Source organism: Desulfovibrio aminophilus DSM 12254 (assembly GCF_000422565.1).
Classification (GTDB): domain Bacteria; phylum Desulfobacterota; class Desulfovibrionia; order Desulfovibrionales; family Desulfovibrionaceae; genus Aminidesulfovibrio; species Aminidesulfovibrio aminophilus.
Window position 1 is genome coordinate 68,740 of the sequence record NZ_AUMA01000009.1, and the last position, 17,550, is coordinate 86,289.

Below are 17,550 nucleotides of genomic sequence, written 5' to 3' on the forward strand. Positions count from 1 at the left end.
GGGGGCCGGGAGGCGACCCCTTCCGGCCCCGCCCGAATCCGGACGCGGCGCATGGACCCGGCGAGCATCCTGCAATACTGCATCACCGGCCTGACCGTGGGCAGCACCTACGGCCTGGCCGCCCTCGGCTTCACCATCATCTTCAACACCACCGGAGTGATCAACTTCGCCCAGGGCGAATTCGTCATGCTCGGCGGCATGGTCAGCGTCTTCGCCCTGCGCGGAATGGGCCTGCCCGAGCCCGTGGCCGTGGCCCTGGCCGTGCCGGTCGTGACCCTGGCGGGCGCGCTGGTGGAACGCCTGGTCATCCGCCCGGCCTCGGGGCGACCGGCCATGGACCTGATCATCATCACCATCGGCGTGTCCATCCTCCTCCGGGGCTTGGTCATGCTCGTCTGGGGCAAGGACACCCACGCCCTGCCGCCCTTCTCCGGCGAGACGCCCATCCCCTTCCTCGGCGCGGCGCTCATGCCCCAGAGCCTCTGGGTGCTCTCCATCACCCTGGCGCTGCTGGCCGGGCTCAAGTACTTCTTCTCCGCCACCCTGCACGGCAAGGCCATGCTGGCCTGCTCCCACGACGCCAAGGCCGCCTCCCTGGTGGGCATCGGCGTGCGGCGCATGGTGCTCCTCTCGTTCATGATCTCGGCCTTCGTCGGGGCCGTGGGCGGGGTCATCCTCGCGCCCCTGACCATGACCAGCTTCGACGTGGGCGTGCTCCTGGGACTCAAGGGCTTCGCCGCCTGCATCCTGGGCGGTCTGGGCAACCCCTTCGGCGCGGCCGCCGGGGGCCTGATCCTGGGCGTGCTGGAGTCCCTGGGCGCGGGCCTGATCTCCTCGGCCTACAAGGACGCCATCGCCTTCGTCATCCTCCTGGCCCTGCTCTTCGTCCGGCCCTCGGGCCTGTTCGGCGCCAAGGACGCCAAGCGGGTCTGAGATGGGCGGCTTCCGCGTCGACGCCCTGCGGCTCTGCGCCCTGGCCGCCGCCCTGGCCCTGGCCCCCCTGGTGCTGTCCGGCGGCTACCACCTCACGGTCCTGACCATGTGCTGCCTGCACGCCATGATCGCCGTGGGCCTGAACCTCCTGGTGGGCCACGCCGGGCAGATATCCCTGGGCCACGCCGGATTCTACGGCCTGGGGGCCTACACCACGGCCGTGCTCACCTCGACCCTCGGCCTGCCCGTGCCCCTGGGCATGGCCGCCGGGGTGCTGGCCGCCGCGGCCGTGGCCTTCCTGGTGGGCGTCCCCTCGCTCAAGCTCACCGGCCACTACCTGGCCATGGCCACGCTGGGTTTCGGAATCATCCTCTCCATCCTCTTCAACGAAACCGTGGCGATCACCGGCGGCCCCTCGGGCTTCACCGGCATTCCCCGCCCGGCCGTGGCCGGAACGCCGCTGGGCGATCTGGCCTACTACTTCATCGTCGCCGGGTCGCTCTGCCTGGTCCTGCTCCTGTCCCTGAACCTCCTCCACTCCCGCCTGGGCCGGGCCCTGCGCGCCCTGCACACCTCGGAAAAGGCGGCCCAGGCCATGGGCATCGACGTGGCCCGCCACAAGCTCTTCGTCTTCGTGCTCTCGGCGGGCTTCGCCGGGCTGGCCGGGGTGCTCTACGCCCACTACCTGACCTTCATCGCCCCGGCCTCCTTCGGCTTCTCCTTCTCAGTGGAGCTCATCGTCATGGTCGTGCTCGGAGGCATGACCAGCCTCCTCGGCTCGGTGCTGGGGGCCTTCTTTCTGACCGTGCTGCCGGAGTTCCTGCGCGTCTTCGAGAACGTGGAGGTGCTCCTCTTCGGCCTGATCCTCGTGCTCTGCATGCTCTACCTGCCCGGCGGGCTGGCGGGCGGCTTGGCCGCGCTGACGGAACGGCTCCGCCGGACGGCCCGGGAACGGACGCGTTCCGGGGAGGCCGCCGATGGCTGAGCCGCTGCTCTCCTGCTCGGGCGTGAGCGTGCGCTTCGGCGGAGTCCAGGCCCTCCTGGACGTGGACTTCCAGGCCGAAGACGGGAGCATCGCCGCGATCATCGGCCCCAACGGCGCGGGCAAGACCACCCTGCTCAACGTGCTCTCGGGCATGGTTCCGGCGGATTCCGGCTCCGTCCGCCTGGGCGGCCGCGACCTGAGCCGGGCCAGGGCCTTCGAACGCAGCCGCGCGGGCATGGTGCGCACCTTCCAGAACCTGGAAATCTTCTCCAACATGAGCGCCCTGGAGAACGTCATGACCGGCTGCCACGGCCGCCTGGAGCTGCCGGTCTGGCACAGCCTGCTGCGCACGCCCCGTTCCCGGGCCCTGGAGCGGGACATCCGGCGCGATGCCGAGGCGGCGCTGGATTTCGTCGGCCTCGCGGACGCGGCCGATACCCCGGCCCGCGATCTGGCCTTCGGTAGGCAACGCCTCCTGGAACTGGCCCGGGCCCTGGCCGCCGGGCCGATGCTCCTGCTTCTGGACGAACCGGCCGCCGGGCTGAACATGTCCGAGACCAGGGCCCTGGGCGGCCTGATCCGGCGCATCCGCGACGAGCGCGGGGTGGCCGTGGTTCTGGTGGAGCACGACATGGACCTGGTCATGGGCGTGAGCGACGCGGTGCTCGTGCTCTGCTTCGGCCGGGTCATCCGCCACGGCGCGCCCGCCGAGGTCCAGCGCGACCCCGAGGTGGTGGCCGCCTATCTCGGCGCGGACGAGGACGAGGCATGAGCGGCCCCCTGCTCACGCTGAAGAACGTGGACGTGTTCTACGGCAAAATCCACGCCGCCCGGCGGGTCTCCCTGCACGTCAAGGCGGGCGAGATCGTGGCCCTCATCGGCGGCAACGGCGCGGGCAAGACCACGCTCCTGACGGCGGTCTCCGGGCTGCTGCGCCCGGCCGGGGGCGAAATCGCCCTGGCCGGGGAGAGCATCCTGGGGCTGGCCCCGGAGCGCGTGGTGCGTCTGGGCCTGTCCCACGTGCCCGAGGGGCGGCTCGTGTTCAGCCCGCTCTCGGTGGAGGACAACCTCCGGCTCGGGGCCTACACCCGCCGCGGCCGCGAAGGCCGCGAGGCCGCCGCGCGCACCCTGGCGCGGATCTACGAGATGTTTCCGGTGCTGGCCGAGCGCAGGGCCCAGGCAGCGGGCACCCTCTCCGGCGGTGAACAGCAGATGCTGGCCCTGGGCCGGGCGCTCATGGCCGGGCCGAGACTCCTGCTCCTGGACGAGCCGGGCATGGGCCTGGCCCCCCTGGTGGTCCGGGACATCTTCCGGCTCATCGTGCGGCTGCGCGACGAGCTGGGCCTGACCGTGCTCCTGGTGGAGCAGAACGCCCGGAGCGCGCTGCGCATCGCGGACCGGGGCTACGTGCTGGAAACCGGCCGGATCATCCTCCAGGGACCGGCGGACGAACTGCTGGCCAACAAGGACGTGCAGCGGGCCTATCTGGGCCGCGACCTCGACGCCCGCTAGCCAAAGGGAGGCGGCGATGTACTGGCAAGCCGACTGCGAATGCATGAACCGCTCGGACCTGGAGATGGTCCAGCTGGAGCGCCTGCAATCCACCCTGACCCGGGTGGCCCGCAACGTGCCGCTCTACAGCAGGCGGTTCGCCGAGCTGGGCCTGGATCCGGACCAGATCCGCTCCCTGGACGACGTGCGGCGGCTGCCCTTCACCACCAAGGCCGACGTGCGCGACAACTACCCCTATGGTCTGTTCGCCGTGCCCCTGCGCGAGGTGGTCCGGCTCCAGGCCTCCTCGGGCACCACCGGCAAGCCCACGGTGGTCGGCTACACCAAGGGCGACGTGCGCCGCTGGTCCGAGCTGGTGGCCCGGGTGCTCACCGCCGGGGGCGTGACCAAGGACGACGTGGTCCAGATCGCCCTGAACTACGGCCTGTTCACCGGCGGCTTCGGCTTCCACTACGGGGCCGAGCGCATCGGGGCCTCGGTCATCCCCAGTTCCAGCGGCAACACCCGTCGGCAGATCATGATCATGCAGGACTACCGCGCCACGGCCCTCATCTGCACCCCGAGCTACGCCCTGCACCTGGCCGACGCCCTGGCCGAGATGGGCGTCGGCCGCAACGACCTGACCCTGCGCGTCGGCCTCTTCGGGGCCGAGCCCTGGTCCGAGCCCATGCGCCGCGAAATCGAGGAGCGGCTCGGCGTCCAGGCCACGGACAACTACGGCATCAGCGAGGTCATGGGCCCGGGCATCGCGGGCGAGTGCCTGGAGCGCCAGGGGCTGCACATCAACGAAGACCACTTCCTGGCCGAGATCGTGGACCCGGAGAGCGGCGAGCCCGCGGCCCCGGGCGAAACCGGCGAACTGGTGCTGACCACCCTGACCAAGGAGGCCTTCCCGGTGGTGCGCTACCGCACCGGCGACCTGACCCGGCTCATCGACGAGCCCTGCCCCTGCGGCCGCACCTTCCGGCGCATGGCCCGCATCCCGGGCCGGGCCGACGACATGCTCATCATCCGGGGCGTGAACGTCTTCCCCTCCCAGGTGGAGGCCATCCTCCTGGAGAGCGGACTGGCGGGCCCGCACTACCAGATCGTCCTGGACCGCGAGGACCGCATGGACAAGGCCACGGTCCTGGTCGAGGCCCCGGAATCCTTCTGCACCGACCGCATCTCCGAGTCCCAGGGCGTCATCGAAAGCCTGCGTCGCAAGCTGGAGGAGCTGGGCGTGTCCTTCGACGTCCGCCTGGTGGAGCCCAGAACCCTGGAACGCCCGGAAGGCAAGGCCAAACGGGTGCTCGACCGCCGGACCCTCTGATCCGGGCATTGCCTTTTCCGCGTCAGCGCCTATTCTAACCCGGTCCGCCCCCGGCGTTGCCAGACGCCCGCTTTTCGGGCTATGACCCGGGGGCTTTCATCCCGTTCGGAGGTTCGATCCATGCCCATTTTCGAATACAAGTGCGGCAAGTGCGGCCAGGAGTTCGAGGAACTCGTCTTCGGCGAGGACACTCCGGCCTGCCCCAAGTGCGGCTCGACCAAGACGTCCAAGCTCATGTCCCGCTGCCGGGCCAAGAGCGGCGGCGACGGAGGCGGTGACTTCGACATGGCCCCCTCGGGCGGCGGCGGAGGCGGCGGCTGTTCCAGCTGCTCCGGCGGCAGCTGCTCCACCTGCGGCCACTAGCATCGACGGAGCCGCCCACCAGGGGCGGCCTCTCCCGCATGAGCCCGAAAGGATGTCCATGAAGACACTGACCATCGCCACCCGGGGCAGCGCCCTGGCCTTGTGGCAGGCCGAGCACATCTCGGCCCTGCTCCGCGCCCGTCACCCCGGCCTTTCCGTGAACCTGCTCACGATCAAGACCATGGGCGACAAGATCCTCGACGTGCCCCTGGCCCAGGTGGGCGGCAAGGGCCTGTTCGTCAAGGAGATCGAGGAAGCCCTGCTGGACGGCCGGGCGGACATCGCGGTGCACAGCATGAAGGACGTGCCCACGGAGCTGCCGCCCGAGCTGGTGGTGGGCGTGAACCCCGAGCGCGAGGACTGCACCGACACGCTCCTGTCCGTGAACTTCGACGGGCTCAAGGCCCTGCCCAGGGAGGCCAGGGTCGGTACGAGCAGCCTGCGCCGCCAGGCCCAGCTCAAGGCCCTGCGCCCGGACCTCCGGGTGGAGTCGCTGCGCGGCAACCTGGACACTCGGGTGCGCAAGCTCGTGGAAGGACAGTACGACGCCATCGTGGTGGCCACCGCCGGGCTCAAGCGCCTGGGTCTCTCCGCGCCCAAAAGCGAAGTTCTCGGACCGCCGGATTTCCTGCCCGCCGTGGCCCAGGGAGCCCTGGGCATCGAGTACCGCGCGGACCGGCCGGAAGTGGCCGAGCTGCTGGCCTTCCTGGACCATCCGGAAACGAAGATCCGGGTCCGGGCCGAACGCGGCTTCCTCACCGGCCTGGACGGCGGCTGCCAGGTGCCCATCGCGGCCCATTCCCAGGTGATGGGAGGGATCGTGCATCTCACCGGCTTCGTGGCCGACACCGAGGGCGGCCGGGCCGTGCGCCTGGAACACGCCGGGCCCGTGGCCGAGGCCTGGGAGATCGGGGCCGAACTGGCCCGCCGGGTGCTGGCCGCCGGAGCCGCCGAGGTGTTGAAGGAAGTCTATGCCGCGGGAATCAGGCACTGATCCCGACAGGGCCGCGCTGAAGGCCCTGCAAGCCCTGCCGGGCATCGGCCCGAGCATGGCCCGCGATCTGCTGCGCCTGGGCTTTCACCGGCCGGACGACCTGCGCGGGGCCGACCCCGAAGAGATGTACCGGCGGCTGGAGGCCCTGGAGGGTCGCCACGTGGACCGCTGCGTGCTCTACGTCTTCCGCTGCGCGGTGCATGTGGCCGAAACCGGCGGCCCGGACCCCGCGCTGCGCCTGTGGTGGAACTGGAAGGACCGCGCCTGACGGGCGCTTCGGATCGTCCCTCCCGTCATGCGCCGGCGGCCGCCTAAATCCAGAGCGTCTTGAGGATTTCCCGCACGATGGCCTGGCGGGCCTCCATGAAGTCCGCGCGCGGATTGTCGGAGAGGATGTTCAGGGCGAAGGGATAATTCTTCCCTTCCTTCTCCACCCAGCCCACGAACCAGCCCAGCCGCAGGCCGTTCTTCTCGGTCATGCCCGTCTTGCCGCGCAGGATGCGGCCCTCCACGTCGTGCTCCAGGACCATCATGTCCTTGACCGCCTTCTGGGCCTTCTCCGAGAAAACGAGCTCCCCGGCGCTCAGGCGGCGCAGGAAATCCACCTGTCCCAGGGCCGAGATGCGCAGATCGCCCTCGATCCAGAAGGGGTCCGGCCCGCTCGTCTCGGCGTTGCCGTAGTTCATCTGCGACAGGCGGTTGCGGATGGACTCCCGGCCCATGCCGTCGGCGATCTGCTGGAAGACCCAGACGGCCGAGGAGCGGAAGGCGTCCTTCATGGTCAGATCGCGGTTCCAGGCCGGGTTGCCCCGGTCCTTGCCGTCCCAATGGAAAACCTGATCCGGGCCGGACACGGCCCCGCTGTCCAGAGCCAGAAGCGCGTTCACGATCTTGAAGGTCGAGCAGGGCGGGAAGTTCCGCTCGGCCACCTCGTGGTTGTAGATCACCAGGCTCTCGCGGCGCGGATCGTAGAGCACGAAGGAGCCGTTGACCCCGTACTGGGCGAAGAAGCGGCCGAAGTTCTCCCGGCCTTCCAGGCGGGGTTCCTTGGAACAGGCCAACGCGGCCAGAAGCAGGACCAGCGCGCCCAGGACGATGGACAGACGACGCATGACTTTTCCCTTTTCAGCCTTCGCTCACGCCGGCGTCGGCGAACGAGGCCATGTTGTTGAAGATGTCGGCGGCGCAGCGCAGCAGGAAGACGGTCATGGCCGCGCCCGTGCCCTCGCCCAGGCGCAGGCCCAGGTCGAGCACCGGCTTGAGCCCCAGGGCCGCCACGGCCCGGGCGTGGCCCGGTTCCGCCGAGGCGTGGGACAGCACGCAATACCCGCGCACGTCCGGGCAGATGTGGGCGGCGGCGGTGTAGGCCGCCGTGGAGATGAAGCCGTCCACGCAGACCACCTGGCGGTTTTTCGCCCCGCCGAGAATGAGTCCGGCCAGACAGGCGATCTCCAGCCCGCCCAGGGCGGCCAGAATCCCGAAGGCGTCGGCCGAGGCCACGACCCCGGCGTTGGCGGCCAAGCCGCGCTCCACCACGCCGATCTTGCGGGCCACGGCGTCGGGGGCGAGCCCGGTGCCCGGGCCGGTCATCCCGCGCGCCGAAAGCCCCAGGTAGGCGCAGTAGAGGGCCGTGGACGGCGTGGTGTTGGCGATGCCCATGTCGCCGGTGCCGAGCACGCGCACACCCTCGGCGGCCGCGCGGTCGGCCAGGGACACGCCCAGAAGCAGCGCGGCCAGACACTCGTCACCGGTCATGGCCGGGCCCTTGGCCAGATTGGCCGTGCCCTGGGCCACCTTGCCCCGGATCAGGGCCGGGTGCTCGTCGAAGTCATCGCCCAGGCAGCCCGCGTCGACCACGTAGAGCTGAACGCCGGAGGTCTTGCAGAGCACGTTGATGCCCGCGCCGCCGTTCAGAAAGTTGAGCACCATCTGGCGGGTCACTTCCTGGGAGAAGAGGCTCACGCCCTCTTCCGCCACGCCGTGGTCGCCGGCAATGGTGTATATCCGCGCCGGGTCGGCGCGGGGACGGCCGCCGTCCTGGACGCAGGAAAGCTGGACCGCGAGGTCCTCCAGGCGGCCCAGGCTGCCGCGCGGCTTGGTCAGGTTGTCCAGGTGGGCCCGGGCGGCGGGCTCCAGGCCCGCGTAGTCCACGGGCCGGATGGCGGCGACGACGGCTTCCAGTTCCTTGCGCATGAAGTGTCTCCAGACTGAGTTGCGGAACACCCGCTGATACGCCCCGGACGCGGGTTCTGTAAACCCCCGCCCCCCCGGCGTTCCCCGGCGGTTGCCGGGCCGAGCGGCACTGTGCTACGGCTGGCCGACATGGAACGCCGACTCTGCGTCCTGCACGCCAATTGCCAGGGCGACCCCCTGGCCGCGCTGCTGCGGCTCTGCCCGGAATTCGCAGCGCGCCACGACATCCGCCTGTTCACCAACTACACCCGCGAGCCGGTGCCGGACGAGGCCCTGGCCTCCTGCGGCCTGTTTCTCTACCAGCACCTGGGCCCGCAGTGGGGCGATCTCTCCTCCGAGGCCCTGCTGAAGAAAATCCCCCGCGAGGCGGCGGCCCTCTGCGTGCCGAACATGTTCTTCATGGGCTACTGGCCGCTCTGGCACAACGCTCCGGGCTTCGACTTCCGCGACCGCTTCCTGGACCATCTCCTGGACATGGGCCTGTCCAAGGCCGAAATCCTGCATCTGTACCTGCGCACGGACCTGGCCCGAAAATACGACCTCCAGGCGCTCCTGGACGAATCCCTGGAGCGTGAGCGGCGGCGTCAGGCCCACACCCCGGTGCGCTATCTGGACGCCGTGCTGGCGGGCTTTCGTGAGAAGATGCTCTTCAACACGGTGAATCACCCCGGACCGGAACTCATGGCCCTGGCCGCCCGGGGCGTGCTGGCCGAGCTGGGCCTGACGGCCCCGGCCGAGGCCGACCTGCTCTCCGCGGCGCGGCTCTTTCCCGAGTTCCAGATGCCCATCCACCCCCAGGTGGCCGAGTTCCTGGGTCTGCCCTTCGCCGGGCCGGACACCGAATACCGCGTCTTCGGCAAGAAGAAGACCTTCGCCCAGTACGCCGAGGCCTACGTGGACTGCCGCCTGCTGGGCATCGACGACTTCACCGCCTACCTCCACCTGCGATGAAGAACAGCGTTGAAACCGTCGTCTGCCTGGGCGGGACGTTCTTCTCCCCGTCCCTCAAGGAGCTGGGCCTCGAGGTCCGGCATCTGCCCCTGGCCCGGGGCGAAATCCTGGACTGGGACGGCGTGCGCCGCCGCGCCGGGCTGGAGCCGGACCTGCTCTTCTACCTCGACCGCAGCCTGCCGCCGCCGATCGTGGGCCTGGAGACCCTGCCCTGCCTCACGGCCTTCTGGTGCATCGACTCGCACATCCACTCCTGGTATCCGGCCTGGGCCCAGGGCTTCGACCTCTGCTTCGTCAGCCTCAAGGACCATCTGCCGCGCTTCCGCCTGCGCCTGCCCCCGGAGCGGGTGGTCTGGCTGCCGCCCTTCGCGGACCACGGCCACCATCCCCCGGCCGGACGCGTGGAGCCGGAATGGGATCTGCTCTTCGCGGGCACCGTGGACCCCGAGACCACGCCCGGCCGGGCCGCGTTCCTGGCCGAGCTGGGCCGCCGCCTGCCGGGTCTGGCGGTACGCCGGGGCGTGTTCCGCGAACTCTACCCCCGGGCGCGGCTGGGCCTGAACATCGCCGAACGCGGGGATCTCAACTTCCGGGTCGTGGAGGCCCTGGCCTGCGGGGCCTGCCTGCTCACCCCCCGGGTGGGACACGGCCAGGACGAGCTGTTCCGCGACGGAGAGCATCTCTTCGTCTACGATCCCGATGACATGGACGGACTGGTGCGGCTGGTGGAGGAACTGCTGGCCGATCCGGAACGCGCCGCGCGGGTGGCCGAAGCCGGGCGACTGGCCGTGGAGACCGCACACCGGCCCATCCACCGGGCCAGGGCCGTGGCCGAGGCCGTGCGCGGGCTGGACGCGGCCGCCGTGGTGGCCGAACGCCTGGAGCGGGCCCGGGAGATCCGGGAGACGTACCTGAAGCTCGTATACCTGCACTGGGCCGAGGCGGCCCGGGAACCGGCGGCTCGGGCGGCCTACCTCAAGGCGGCGAAACACTAGCGACGCGTTGCGGCGCGCCCCTTCCCAGAGCCGTTCGAGAATCGCGGCCGGCGGGGATTTTTCGACGGCCCGCTACAGCGGCTTGCCGGAGACGATCATCTCGGCCAGGGTCAGGTCCACCCGGGGCAACTGGCGCAGCCGGGAGCCCAGGAACTCCATCTCCAGACGGGCCAGGTCGCGGTAGAGCGCGGTGCGGTCGAGCACGGGGAAGTCCTCCCGGCCCGCGCACAGCTCCTGGGAGCGGAAACAGCCCGGGAAGGTCTGGCGGCCGCCGTCCGGGCGCACGGTCACGGTGGGCACCCCATGCAGGCGGCAGATCATCAGACGGTGGGAATAGACGCCGCAGAGTCCGTCGTCGTTGAGCGGGCACATGACGGCCGGGCGCTCGCCCCGGTCCAGGGCCTCGCGGGCCTCGCGCAGGTAGGCCGCGGCCCGACGCTCATACTCCTGGCGGCGGTCCTCCGGCATGGCCTCCAGGCCCTGCCAGAGATAGGCCCACTCCACGTAGGTGTGGTGCTGGAAGAAACTCCGGCAGCAGTTGTCCGCGCAGCCGGAACAGCTCAGGCCCAGCCCCTGGGCCGAGGCGTCGTAGGCTATGCCCATGCGCTCATAGAGGGCGGCCAGCTTGCGGAAGACCGCCTGGGGCGTCGTTTTCACGCTTTCTCTCCGAACCAGTCCAGGATGCGCACGGCGCAGTCCTCCGGGCTTCCGGCTCCGGTGTCCACGCTGAAGTCGGCGGCCGCGCGGTAGAGCGGCTGGCGCTCGGCGTACAGTTCCTCGAAACTCCTGCCCGGCCTCACGGCCAGACCCCGCCCGCCGCCGTGCCCCACGCGCTCCAGGAAGGTCGCCAGGTCGATCTCCAAAAAAACCACCGGCCCGAGCATCCTGAGCCGGTCCACGGCGCGCCGGGAATAGACCACGCTGCCGCCGGTGGAGATCACCACCCGCTGCGCGCCCAGGCTGCCCACCTGATGTTCCTCCAGTTGAAGAAAGGTCTCCAGACCCACGCTGTCCAGGAGTTGTTGCAGGGGCAGGCCATAGTAGGACTCCAGGAGCCGGTCGGTGTCCAGGTGGGCCCAGTCCAGGCGGCGGGCCAACAGCGCCCCCAGGGTGGACTTGCCCGCTCCGGCCATGCCGATGAGGCTCAGGCAGCGGCGCGGGGTGTCGTCGCGGGGCAGGAGGACGGCGGAAGTGGCGATCATGGCGGGGTCAGCGGACGATGCAGACCTTGTCTTCGGCGTCGCGCTCGGCCACGAGCACATTCACGTGCTCATGGTCCTGGGTGCTCACCTTCTTGCCCACGTAGTCGGCCTGGATGGGCAGCTCGCGGTGACCCCGGTCGATGAGCACGAGCAGCTCCACCCGCTTGGGACGCCCGTAGTCCAGAATGGCCTCCAGGGCGGCGCGGATGGTCCGGCCGGAGAAGAGCACGTCATCCACCAGGACCACGCTGGCCCCCTCCAAATCGAAGGGGATTTCGGTGCAGTTGATGCGCGGCTGGATCTCCAGGCTGGACCAGTCGTCCCGATAGAGGTTGATGTCCAGCTTGCCCAGGGGAATGCGCCGCCCCAGGCGTTCGTCCAGGCGCTTCTTCAGCCGTTCGGCCAGATCGGCGCCCCGGCGCTGGATGCCGATGAGCGCGAGCTTTTCGGACTCGCCCCGGCGTTCGATGACTTCCGAGGCCAGCCGGTCCAGGGTCCGGGCCATCTCCCGGCTGCCCAGCACGGTGCGGCACTGTTCCATGGCGGCGTCCTACTTGACGAGGCTGCGGCGGCAGAAGTCCACGGCCGGGTTGGAGAGATCCTCGACCTCGGGCCAATAGAGCTTGAGGCGCATGAGCCCGAAGAGCAGCGTGACGAGGATGAGCGCGGTCTGCCGCTCGGGCACGCCCTCCTGGATGGCGTCCTTGGCCTTGGCCTTGCGCAGGCAGTCCTCGAAGAAGGATTCCATGCGGTAGACCAGGGAGGCCATGGATTTCTTGGCCGCGTCCAGGATGCCGTAGGTGGAGAGCACGATCTTGATGTCGGCCTCGTTCGCGCGCACGAAGGAAAGATGGTTCTCCAGAACCTTTTCTATGGTCCCGTAGGCGCCGTCGGTCGTCTCCCGGCACTGGACGATGAAGCGGGAATAGGCCTCCTCCAGGTCGCGCAGGATCTGGAGCAGGATGTCCTCCTTGCTCTCGAAGTGGCGGTAGATGGTGCCTTCGGATATGTTCGCCTGCTTGGCCAGGCTGGCTGTCGTGGTCCTGTGGAAGCCCACCTCGGCGATCATTTCCTTGGCGGTGTTGAGGATGAGTTCCTTGGTCGTCATGGCGGAACCTCGGTTTCGTTGTCGAGCCGATCCGGTCGCTGGCGCGGCCCGGCGGCCTGAAGTGATCGCTCAATCAGGAGCTTGGGCGACGTTAGCCCAAGCCCGCATCGTGGTCAACAGACCGGGTTCGGCGGTCAACTTCCTGTTTGACAAAAATGGGCCGCGGTCTTACCTCTGTTTGCCGCGCAGAGCGCAAGGAGGAAGACATGATCGAACTCACCCCGTCCGCGAAAAAGCAGCTGGAAGGCTACTTCGCGGACAAGGATGTCACCCCCGTCCGGGTCTACCTGTCCACGGGCGGCTGAGCGGGGCCTCGGCTCTCGCTGGCTCTGGACGAGCCGCATCAGGACGACGAGACATTCAACGAAGGCGGATTCACGTTTCTGGTCGAAAAGGATCTCCTGACCCAGACCGGGACCATCCAAATCGACATGACCTACTACGGGTTCTCGGTCACCTCCGAGAAACCCGTCGGCGGAGGAGGCGGCGGTTGCTCCTCCGGCTCTTGCAGCACGGGCGGATCCTGCGGAACAGGCGGATCCTGCTCCTGCTGACCTTTTCGGACCAATGGCCGGGGCGGCGTCCGAAAGGATGCCGCCCCGGAATTTTCCGGCGGCATCCGGCAGTGCGCTCCCAGGCCTGAACATCCCAAGGAGGATATGCCCATGGTCGAACTTTCCGATGCCGCGAAAAAGCAGCTCGAGGACTACTTCTCGGACAAGACCGCGAGCCCCATCCGGGTCTACGCCGGAGGCGGCTGCTGCTCCGGACCCCGTCTGGCCCTGGCTCTGGACGATCCGCGCGAGAACGACGACAGCTTCGCCGCCGGAGGGTTCACCTTCCTGGTGGACAAGGCCCTCCTGGCCCAGACCGGGAACATCCGCGTGGACATGACTCCCTACGGCTTCTCCGTGGAGTCGGACAATCCGCTGGAAGGCGGCGGATCCTGCGCCTCCTCGGGCACCTGCGGCGGCTGCGGCAGCAGCGGCAGCTCCTGCGGCGGCTGAGCCGACGAACCTGACGCCGAAGGGCGGTTTCCCACGGGAAGCCGCCCTTTCCTTTTGTCCGCGCCTTGCCGCTGGCCCTGAATTGGGGTAAGCCACCCTCCCATGCATGAACTTTCCCTGGTGCAGAGCATGATGACCATCATCCTCGAGGAGCGCGACCGGCACGACCTGGGCAAGGTCAGCCGGGTGCGGGTGCGCAACGGCGCCCTGGCCGGAGCCGTCACCGAGGCCCTGACCTTCGCCTGGGAGGCCCTGACCCCGGGCTCGGAGCTGGAGGGCGTGGAGCTGATCGTCGAGGAGGTGCCGCTCAAGGTGCGTTGCGGCTCCTGCAAGACCGAGTTCGCCCCCGAGGACCGACACTACATGCCCTGCCCCAAATGCGGCGAATTCCTGGGCCACGAAGTGCTGGCCGGCAAGGAACTGCTCATCGAATCCATCGAGGCCGACTAGGCCCTGGGAGAAGACATGGAAATTCCCGTCGTGCGCAACGTCCTGGAGGCCAACGACCGCCTCGCCGAATCCCTGGCCGCGATCTTCCGGGCCAAGGGCATCCTCTGCCTGAACCTCATGAGCTCGCCGGGCGCGGGCAAGACCTCGCTCCTGGAGCGGACGCTCTCCGACCTCAAGGACGAATTCCGCATGGCCGTCATCGAGGGCGACCTCCAGACCGACAACGACGCCCGCCGCGTGGCCGCCACCGGGGCCCAGGCCGTGCAGGTCAACACCGAGGGCGGCTGCCACCTGGACTCGGGCATGGTCCTGGACGCCCTGAAGAGCATCGACACCGAGGGCCTGGACATCCTCTTCATCGAAAACGTGGGCAACCTGGTCTGCCCGGCCGAGTTCAACCTGGGCGAGGACCACAAGATTTCGATTCTCTCGGTCACCGAGGGCGACGACAAGCCCGAAAAATACCCGCTCATGTTCCACATCTCCTCGGTCATGCTCCTGAACAAGACCGATCTGCTGCCTTATGTGGACTTCGACCTGGAGCGGGCCTCGGCCCACGCCCGCAAGCTGAACGCCGAGATCCACGTCCTGCCCGTGTCCTGCAGGAACGGCGAGGGCCTGGACCAATGGTACGGCTGGCTGCGCCGGGCCCGGGCCGCCAAACGCGGCTGAACCGATCCCGCGACCGCAAGGGCCGCCCCGCCGGGGCGGCCCTTTTTTCGTCCCGCCGGACCCAGGCCCCACCCGGGAACCCTTTCACGGCGTGATGCCCAGGGGGCCTTGTCCTCCTTCGATCCTCGCGGGGCATGGACTTTTGCGACGGTTGTGTTATCGTGCGCCCGCGATGCAGCTTCTTGGCATTTTTATCGAATGATTTCGGGTAATTGGTTTTGTGACACAGCGGCTTTCGCCGCGCCAGTCCCGGACGGAGGGTCCATGTCCTTCAGCCTATTTCCCAAGTCCCCAAAGTTCTTCGATCTCTTCAGGGAGCAGAACCGCACCATTGTCCAGGCGGCGACGGTCCTCGAAAAAATCGTGCAGGAAGCGGGAGATTGCGAGGAACGTTGCCAGACCGTGAACATGATCGAAGCCGAAGGCGACGTCATCACCCGCAAGATCACCCATCAGCTCTCCACCACCTTCATCACCCCCATCGACCGCGAAGACATCCACGAGATCAACGTTTCCCAAGAAGCCATCCTGAACTACATCCAGGCCATATCCGCGCGCATCGGCGTCTACGGCTTCGCCCGGGTGCGCTTCCCGGCCCGGCGCATGGTCTCCAACCTGCGGATGATGGTCACCGAAATCGGGGCCATGCTGGCCAAACTCGGCGGCAAGGAAGAGGTCGAGCTGAACGTCCGACGGGTCAAGGAACTCAAGGGCGAATGCGAGATGCTCCTGTTGAGCGGCCTGGCCGAGATCTACGACGTCTCGGCCAAGGACAACTGCGCGAACATCCTGGAGATCATCAAGTGGAACCAGGTGTACGACCGCATCGACAAGGCCGTGGCCCGCAGTTGGGGCCTGGCCAAAACCATCGAAGGAATCGTGCTCAAGAATGCCTGATCCGTTCGTTCTCCTCGTCGGCGTCGTGATCGTGGCCCTGGTCTTCGACTTCACCAACGGCGCGCACGACACGGCCAACGCCATCGCCACCATCGTCTCCACCAAGGTTCTCTCGCCGAGGAGCGCTGTGCTCATGGCCGCCGTGCTCAACCTGGCCGGGGCCTTCATCGGCACGAAGGTGGCCCACACCATCGGCTCGGGCATCGTCCACCCGGACATGATCAGGGGCTGCCAGGCCCTGACCCTGGCGGCGCTGGGCGGCGCCATCCTCTGGAACCTGCTCACCTGGTACCTGGGCCTGCCCTCCTCGTCCTCGCACGCCCTCATCGGCGGGCTCATGGGCGCGGCCGTGGCCTACCGGGGCTTCGGCACCCTGCACTATCTGTCCATCGCGGAAAAAATTCTCCTGCCCCTGGTGCTTTCGCCCCTGGCGGGATTCCTGGCCGGATACGCGCTCATGCTCGGGCTCTCCTGGGCCTTCCACGACGCCTCGCCACGAGGGGTGAACCACGCCTTCCGCAAGCTCCAGATCCTTTCCTCGGCCTTCATGGCCACCAGCCACGGCATGAACGACGCCCAGAAGACCATGGGCATCATCACCCTGGCCCTGTTCGTGGGGCACGAGATTCCCGACCTCAGCGTTCCCTTCTGGGTCAAGCTGGCCTGCGCCTGCGCCATGGCCATGGGCACGGCCATGGGCGGCTGGAAGATCGTCAAGACCATGGGCCACAAGATCTTCAAGCTGGAGGCCGTGCACGGTTTCGCGGCCGAGACCTCGGCGGCGGTGGTCATCACCGGGGCATCGCTCTTCGGCGCGCCCATCAGCACCACCCACACGATCTCCACCGCCGTGCTCGGCGTGGGCTCCTCCAAGCGCCTCTCGGCCGTGCGCTGGGGCATCGCCGGAAACATGGTCGTGGCCTGGGTTCTGACCCTGCCGTGCTCGGCCCTCATGGCCTGGATCATCTTCGAGCTGCTCGGCCTGCTCGGTCTCACCGGCGTCTTGGCCGCCCCCGGCGTTTGACATTTCTCCCCGAGGCGTTATCTGAAAGGGCCGGTTTCACCGGCCCATTTCTTTTCAAGGAGCACGACATGAGCGATTCCTGCAAAAGCTGTCCTTCGTCCGGCTCGGGCTGTTCGCCCGACTCCTGCGGCCAGAAGCCCGAGGACGTGAAGCTCAAGAAAGTCCTCTCGCGCATCAAGCACAAGTTCGTGGTCATGTCCGGCAAGGGCGGCGTGGGCAAGAGCACCGTGGCCTCCAACATCGCCGTGGCCCTCTCCCTGGCCGGGAAAAAGGTCGGCCTGCTGGACGTGGACGTGCACGGCCCCAGCGTCCCGCGCCTGCTGGCCATGGGCGGCCAGAAGCCGCACTTCGGCGAGGAGGTCATCGAGCCCCTGCCCTGGAGCAAGACCCTTTCGGTCATGTCCCTGGGCTTCATGCTCCCGGACAAGGAGCAGGCCGTGATCTGGCGCGGCCCGGTGAAGATGGGCCTCATCCGCCAGTTCATCCAGGACGTGGCCTGGGGCGACCTGGACTACCTCGTGGTGGACTGCCCCCCAGGCACCGGTGACGAACCCCTGTCCACGCTCCAACTCCTGGGGCAGGACGCCAGGGCCGTGGTCGTGACCACGCCCCAGGGCGTGGCCGTGGACGACGTGCGCCGCTCGGTGTCCTTCGTGCGCCAGGTGGGCAACGAGGTCTTCGGCATCGTGGAGAACATGAGCGGCTTCGTCTGCCCCGGCTGCGGCCAGACCCACGACATCTTCACCAAGGGCGGCGGCGAAGCCCTGGCCCGGGAGATGGGCGTGCGCTTCCTGGGCCGCATCCCGCTGGACGCCGAGGTCGTGCGCTCCGGCGACGAGGGCTACCCCTTCCTGAAGGTCCACGGCGACACGCCCACGGGCAAGGCCATGCGGACCATCATCGAGCCCATGCTGGCCCTGGGCTGAACCTGGGTCTTTCGAAGAAAGAAAAG

General features: G+C 68.5%; 23 protein-coding genes. 17 read left to right on the forward strand and 6 right to left on the reverse strand.

All coding sequences use genetic code 11. The features are described from left to right. The first annotated feature begins 51 nt into the window (after positions 1 to 51). The 8 genes from H587_RS0106870 to H587_RS0106905 all read left to right on the forward strand — a co-directional run bounded on the left by H587_RS0106870 (position 52) and on the right by H587_RS0106905 (position 6,367). On the forward strand, positions 52 to 933 hold the full coding sequence (locus H587_RS0106870; RefSeq protein ID WP_027175638.1) for a branched-chain amino acid ABC transporter permease: 882 nt from the start codon (positions 52 to 54) through the stop codon (positions 931 to 933). 1 nt (position 934) lies between these two features. Beyond that, positions 935 to 1,918 (forward strand): branched-chain amino acid ABC transporter permease, encoded by a 984-nt coding sequence (locus H587_RS17615; protein WP_034608753.1) that lies wholly within the window; start codon positions 935 to 937, stop codon positions 1,916 to 1,918. Next, entirely contained in the window at positions 1,911 to 2,690 is a 780-nt protein-coding gene (locus H587_RS0106880) for an ABC transporter ATP-binding protein (protein ID WP_027175639.1), read from the forward strand. The genes H587_RS17615 and H587_RS0106880 overlap by 8 nt, the downstream gene beginning before the upstream one ends. 8 nt (positions 2,691 to 2,698) lie before the next feature. Next, positions 2,699 to 3,430: an ABC transporter ATP-binding protein gene (locus tag H587_RS0106885; RefSeq protein WP_027175640.1), complete on the forward strand. Its 732-nt coding sequence runs from the start codon at positions 2,699 to 2,701 to the stop codon at positions 3,428 to 3,430. A 16-nt stretch (positions 3,431 to 3,446) separates the two neighbouring features. Then, a complete protein-coding gene (locus H587_RS0106890; RefSeq protein ID WP_027175641.1) occupies positions 3,447 to 4,742 on the forward strand; it encodes a phenylacetate--CoA ligase family protein in 1,296 nt (431 codons plus the stop codon). A 120-nt stretch (positions 4,743 to 4,862) separates the two neighbouring features. Continuing rightward, the gene (locus tag H587_RS0106895; RefSeq protein ID WP_027175642.1) at positions 4,863 to 5,105 is read left to right on the forward strand and encodes an FmdB family zinc ribbon protein; all 243 of its coding nucleotides are present in this window, start codon (positions 4,863 to 4,865) and stop codon (positions 5,103 to 5,105) included. A 58-nt stretch (positions 5,106 to 5,163) separates the two neighbouring features. Further along, positions 5,164 to 6,099: a hydroxymethylbilane synthase gene (gene hemC, locus H587_RS0106900; protein WP_027175643.1), complete on the forward strand. Its 936-nt coding sequence runs from the start codon at positions 5,164 to 5,166 to the stop codon at positions 6,097 to 6,099. Further along, complete coding sequence (locus tag H587_RS0106905; protein ID WP_051202511.1) at positions 6,077 to 6,367, forward strand: helix-hairpin-helix domain-containing protein; 291 nt, start codon at positions 6,077 to 6,079, stop codon at positions 6,365 to 6,367. The genes hemC and H587_RS0106905 overlap by 23 nt, the downstream gene beginning before the upstream one ends. Before the next feature lie 43 nt (positions 6,368 to 6,410). Here the strand turns inward: H587_RS0106905 and H587_RS0106910 are convergent, their stop codons facing one another. Together H587_RS0106910 and cobT are read right to left on the reverse strand one after the other, a co-directional pair. Continuing rightward, positions 6,411 to 7,211, reverse strand: a complete 801-nt coding sequence (locus H587_RS0106910) for a penicillin-binding transpeptidase domain-containing protein (RefSeq protein ID WP_027175645.1) — start codon at positions 7,209 to 7,211, stop codon at positions 6,411 to 6,413. Between the two features lie 13 nt (positions 7,212 to 7,224). Next, the gene (gene cobT, locus H587_RS0106915) at positions 7,225 to 8,292 is read right to left on the reverse strand and encodes a nicotinate-nucleotide--dimethylbenzimidazole phosphoribosyltransferase (protein WP_027175646.1); all 1,068 of its coding nucleotides are present in this window, start codon (positions 8,290 to 8,292) and stop codon (positions 7,225 to 7,227) included. Between the two features lie 129 nt (positions 8,293 to 8,421). On the opposite strand from cobT, the gene H587_RS0106920 reads away from it, so the two are divergent. Beyond that, on the forward strand, positions 8,422 to 9,243 hold the full coding sequence (locus H587_RS0106920; protein WP_027175647.1) for a WcbI family polysaccharide biosynthesis putative acetyltransferase: 822 nt from the start codon (positions 8,422 to 8,424) through the stop codon (positions 9,241 to 9,243). Beyond that, positions 9,240 to 10,238 carry a glycosyltransferase family protein gene (locus H587_RS0106925; RefSeq protein WP_027175648.1) on the forward strand — a complete coding sequence of 333 codons (999 nt, stop codon included), beginning with the start codon at positions 9,240 to 9,242 and terminating at the stop codon, positions 10,236 to 10,238. Before H587_RS0106920 ends, H587_RS0106925 begins: the two co-directional genes overlap by 4 nt. Before the next feature lie 72 nt (positions 10,239 to 10,310). On the opposite strand, the gene H587_RS0106930 is transcribed toward H587_RS0106925, so the two are convergent. The 4 genes from H587_RS0106930 to H587_RS0106945 are packed head-to-tail and all read right to left on the reverse strand — an operon-like array spanning position 10,311 to position 12,548. Continuing rightward, positions 10,311 to 10,895: a hypothetical protein gene (locus tag H587_RS0106930; protein ID WP_027175649.1), complete on the reverse strand. Its 585-nt coding sequence runs from the start codon at positions 10,893 to 10,895 to the stop codon at positions 10,311 to 10,313. Then, on the reverse strand, positions 10,892 to 11,440 hold the full coding sequence (gene thrB, locus H587_RS0106935; RefSeq protein WP_034608755.1) for a homoserine kinase: 549 nt from the start codon (positions 11,438 to 11,440) through the stop codon (positions 10,892 to 10,894). Before thrB ends, H587_RS0106930 begins: the two co-directional genes overlap by 4 nt. Before the next feature lie 7 nt (positions 11,441 to 11,447). After that, positions 11,448 to 11,981, reverse strand: coding sequence for a bifunctional pyr operon transcriptional regulator/uracil phosphoribosyltransferase PyrR (gene pyrR, locus H587_RS0106940; protein ID WP_027175651.1), 534 nt, complete (start codon positions 11,979 to 11,981; stop codon positions 11,448 to 11,450). Between the two features lie 9 nt (positions 11,982 to 11,990). After that, positions 11,991 to 12,548 (reverse strand): TetR/AcrR family transcriptional regulator, encoded by a 558-nt coding sequence (locus H587_RS0106945; protein ID WP_027175652.1) that lies wholly within the window; start codon positions 12,546 to 12,548, stop codon positions 11,991 to 11,993. A 206-nt stretch (positions 12,549 to 12,754) separates the two neighbouring features. On the opposite strand from H587_RS0106945, the gene H587_RS21065 reads away from it, so the two are divergent. The 7 genes from H587_RS21065 to H587_RS0106980 all read left to right on the forward strand — a co-directional run bounded on the left by H587_RS21065 (position 12,755) and on the right by H587_RS0106980 (position 17,524). Beyond that, positions 12,755 to 13,102, forward strand: coding sequence for an IscA/HesB family protein (locus H587_RS21065; RefSeq protein WP_245560835.1), 348 nt, complete (start codon positions 12,755 to 12,757; stop codon positions 13,100 to 13,102). 111 nt (positions 13,103 to 13,213) lie between these two features. Next, positions 13,214 to 13,555, forward strand: coding sequence for an IscA/HesB family protein (locus H587_RS0106955; protein WP_027175654.1), 342 nt, complete (start codon positions 13,214 to 13,216; stop codon positions 13,553 to 13,555). A 102-nt stretch (positions 13,556 to 13,657) separates the two neighbouring features. Further along, positions 13,658 to 14,005: a hydrogenase maturation nickel metallochaperone HypA/HybF gene (locus tag H587_RS0106960; protein ID WP_027175655.1), complete on the forward strand. Its 348-nt coding sequence runs from the start codon at positions 13,658 to 13,660 to the stop codon at positions 14,003 to 14,005. 15 nt (positions 14,006 to 14,020) lie between these two features. After that, entirely contained in the window at positions 14,021 to 14,677 is a 657-nt protein-coding gene (gene hypB, locus H587_RS0106965; protein ID WP_027175656.1) for a hydrogenase nickel incorporation protein HypB, read from the forward strand. A gap of 264 nt (positions 14,678 to 14,941) precedes the next feature. Further along, entirely contained in the window at positions 14,942 to 15,574 is a 633-nt protein-coding gene (locus H587_RS0106970; RefSeq protein ID WP_027175657.1) for a DUF47 domain-containing protein, read from the forward strand. Then, a complete protein-coding gene (locus H587_RS0106975) occupies positions 15,567 to 16,598 on the forward strand; it encodes an inorganic phosphate transporter (RefSeq protein WP_027175658.1) in 1,032 nt (343 codons plus the stop codon). The genes H587_RS0106970 and H587_RS0106975 overlap by 8 nt, the downstream gene beginning before the upstream one ends. 68 nt (positions 16,599 to 16,666) lie before the next feature. Further along, positions 16,667 to 17,524, forward strand: coding sequence for an Mrp/NBP35 family ATP-binding protein (locus tag H587_RS0106980; RefSeq protein WP_027175659.1), 858 nt, complete (start codon positions 16,667 to 16,669; stop codon positions 17,522 to 17,524). Positions 17,525 to 17,550: the final 26 nt, after the last annotated feature.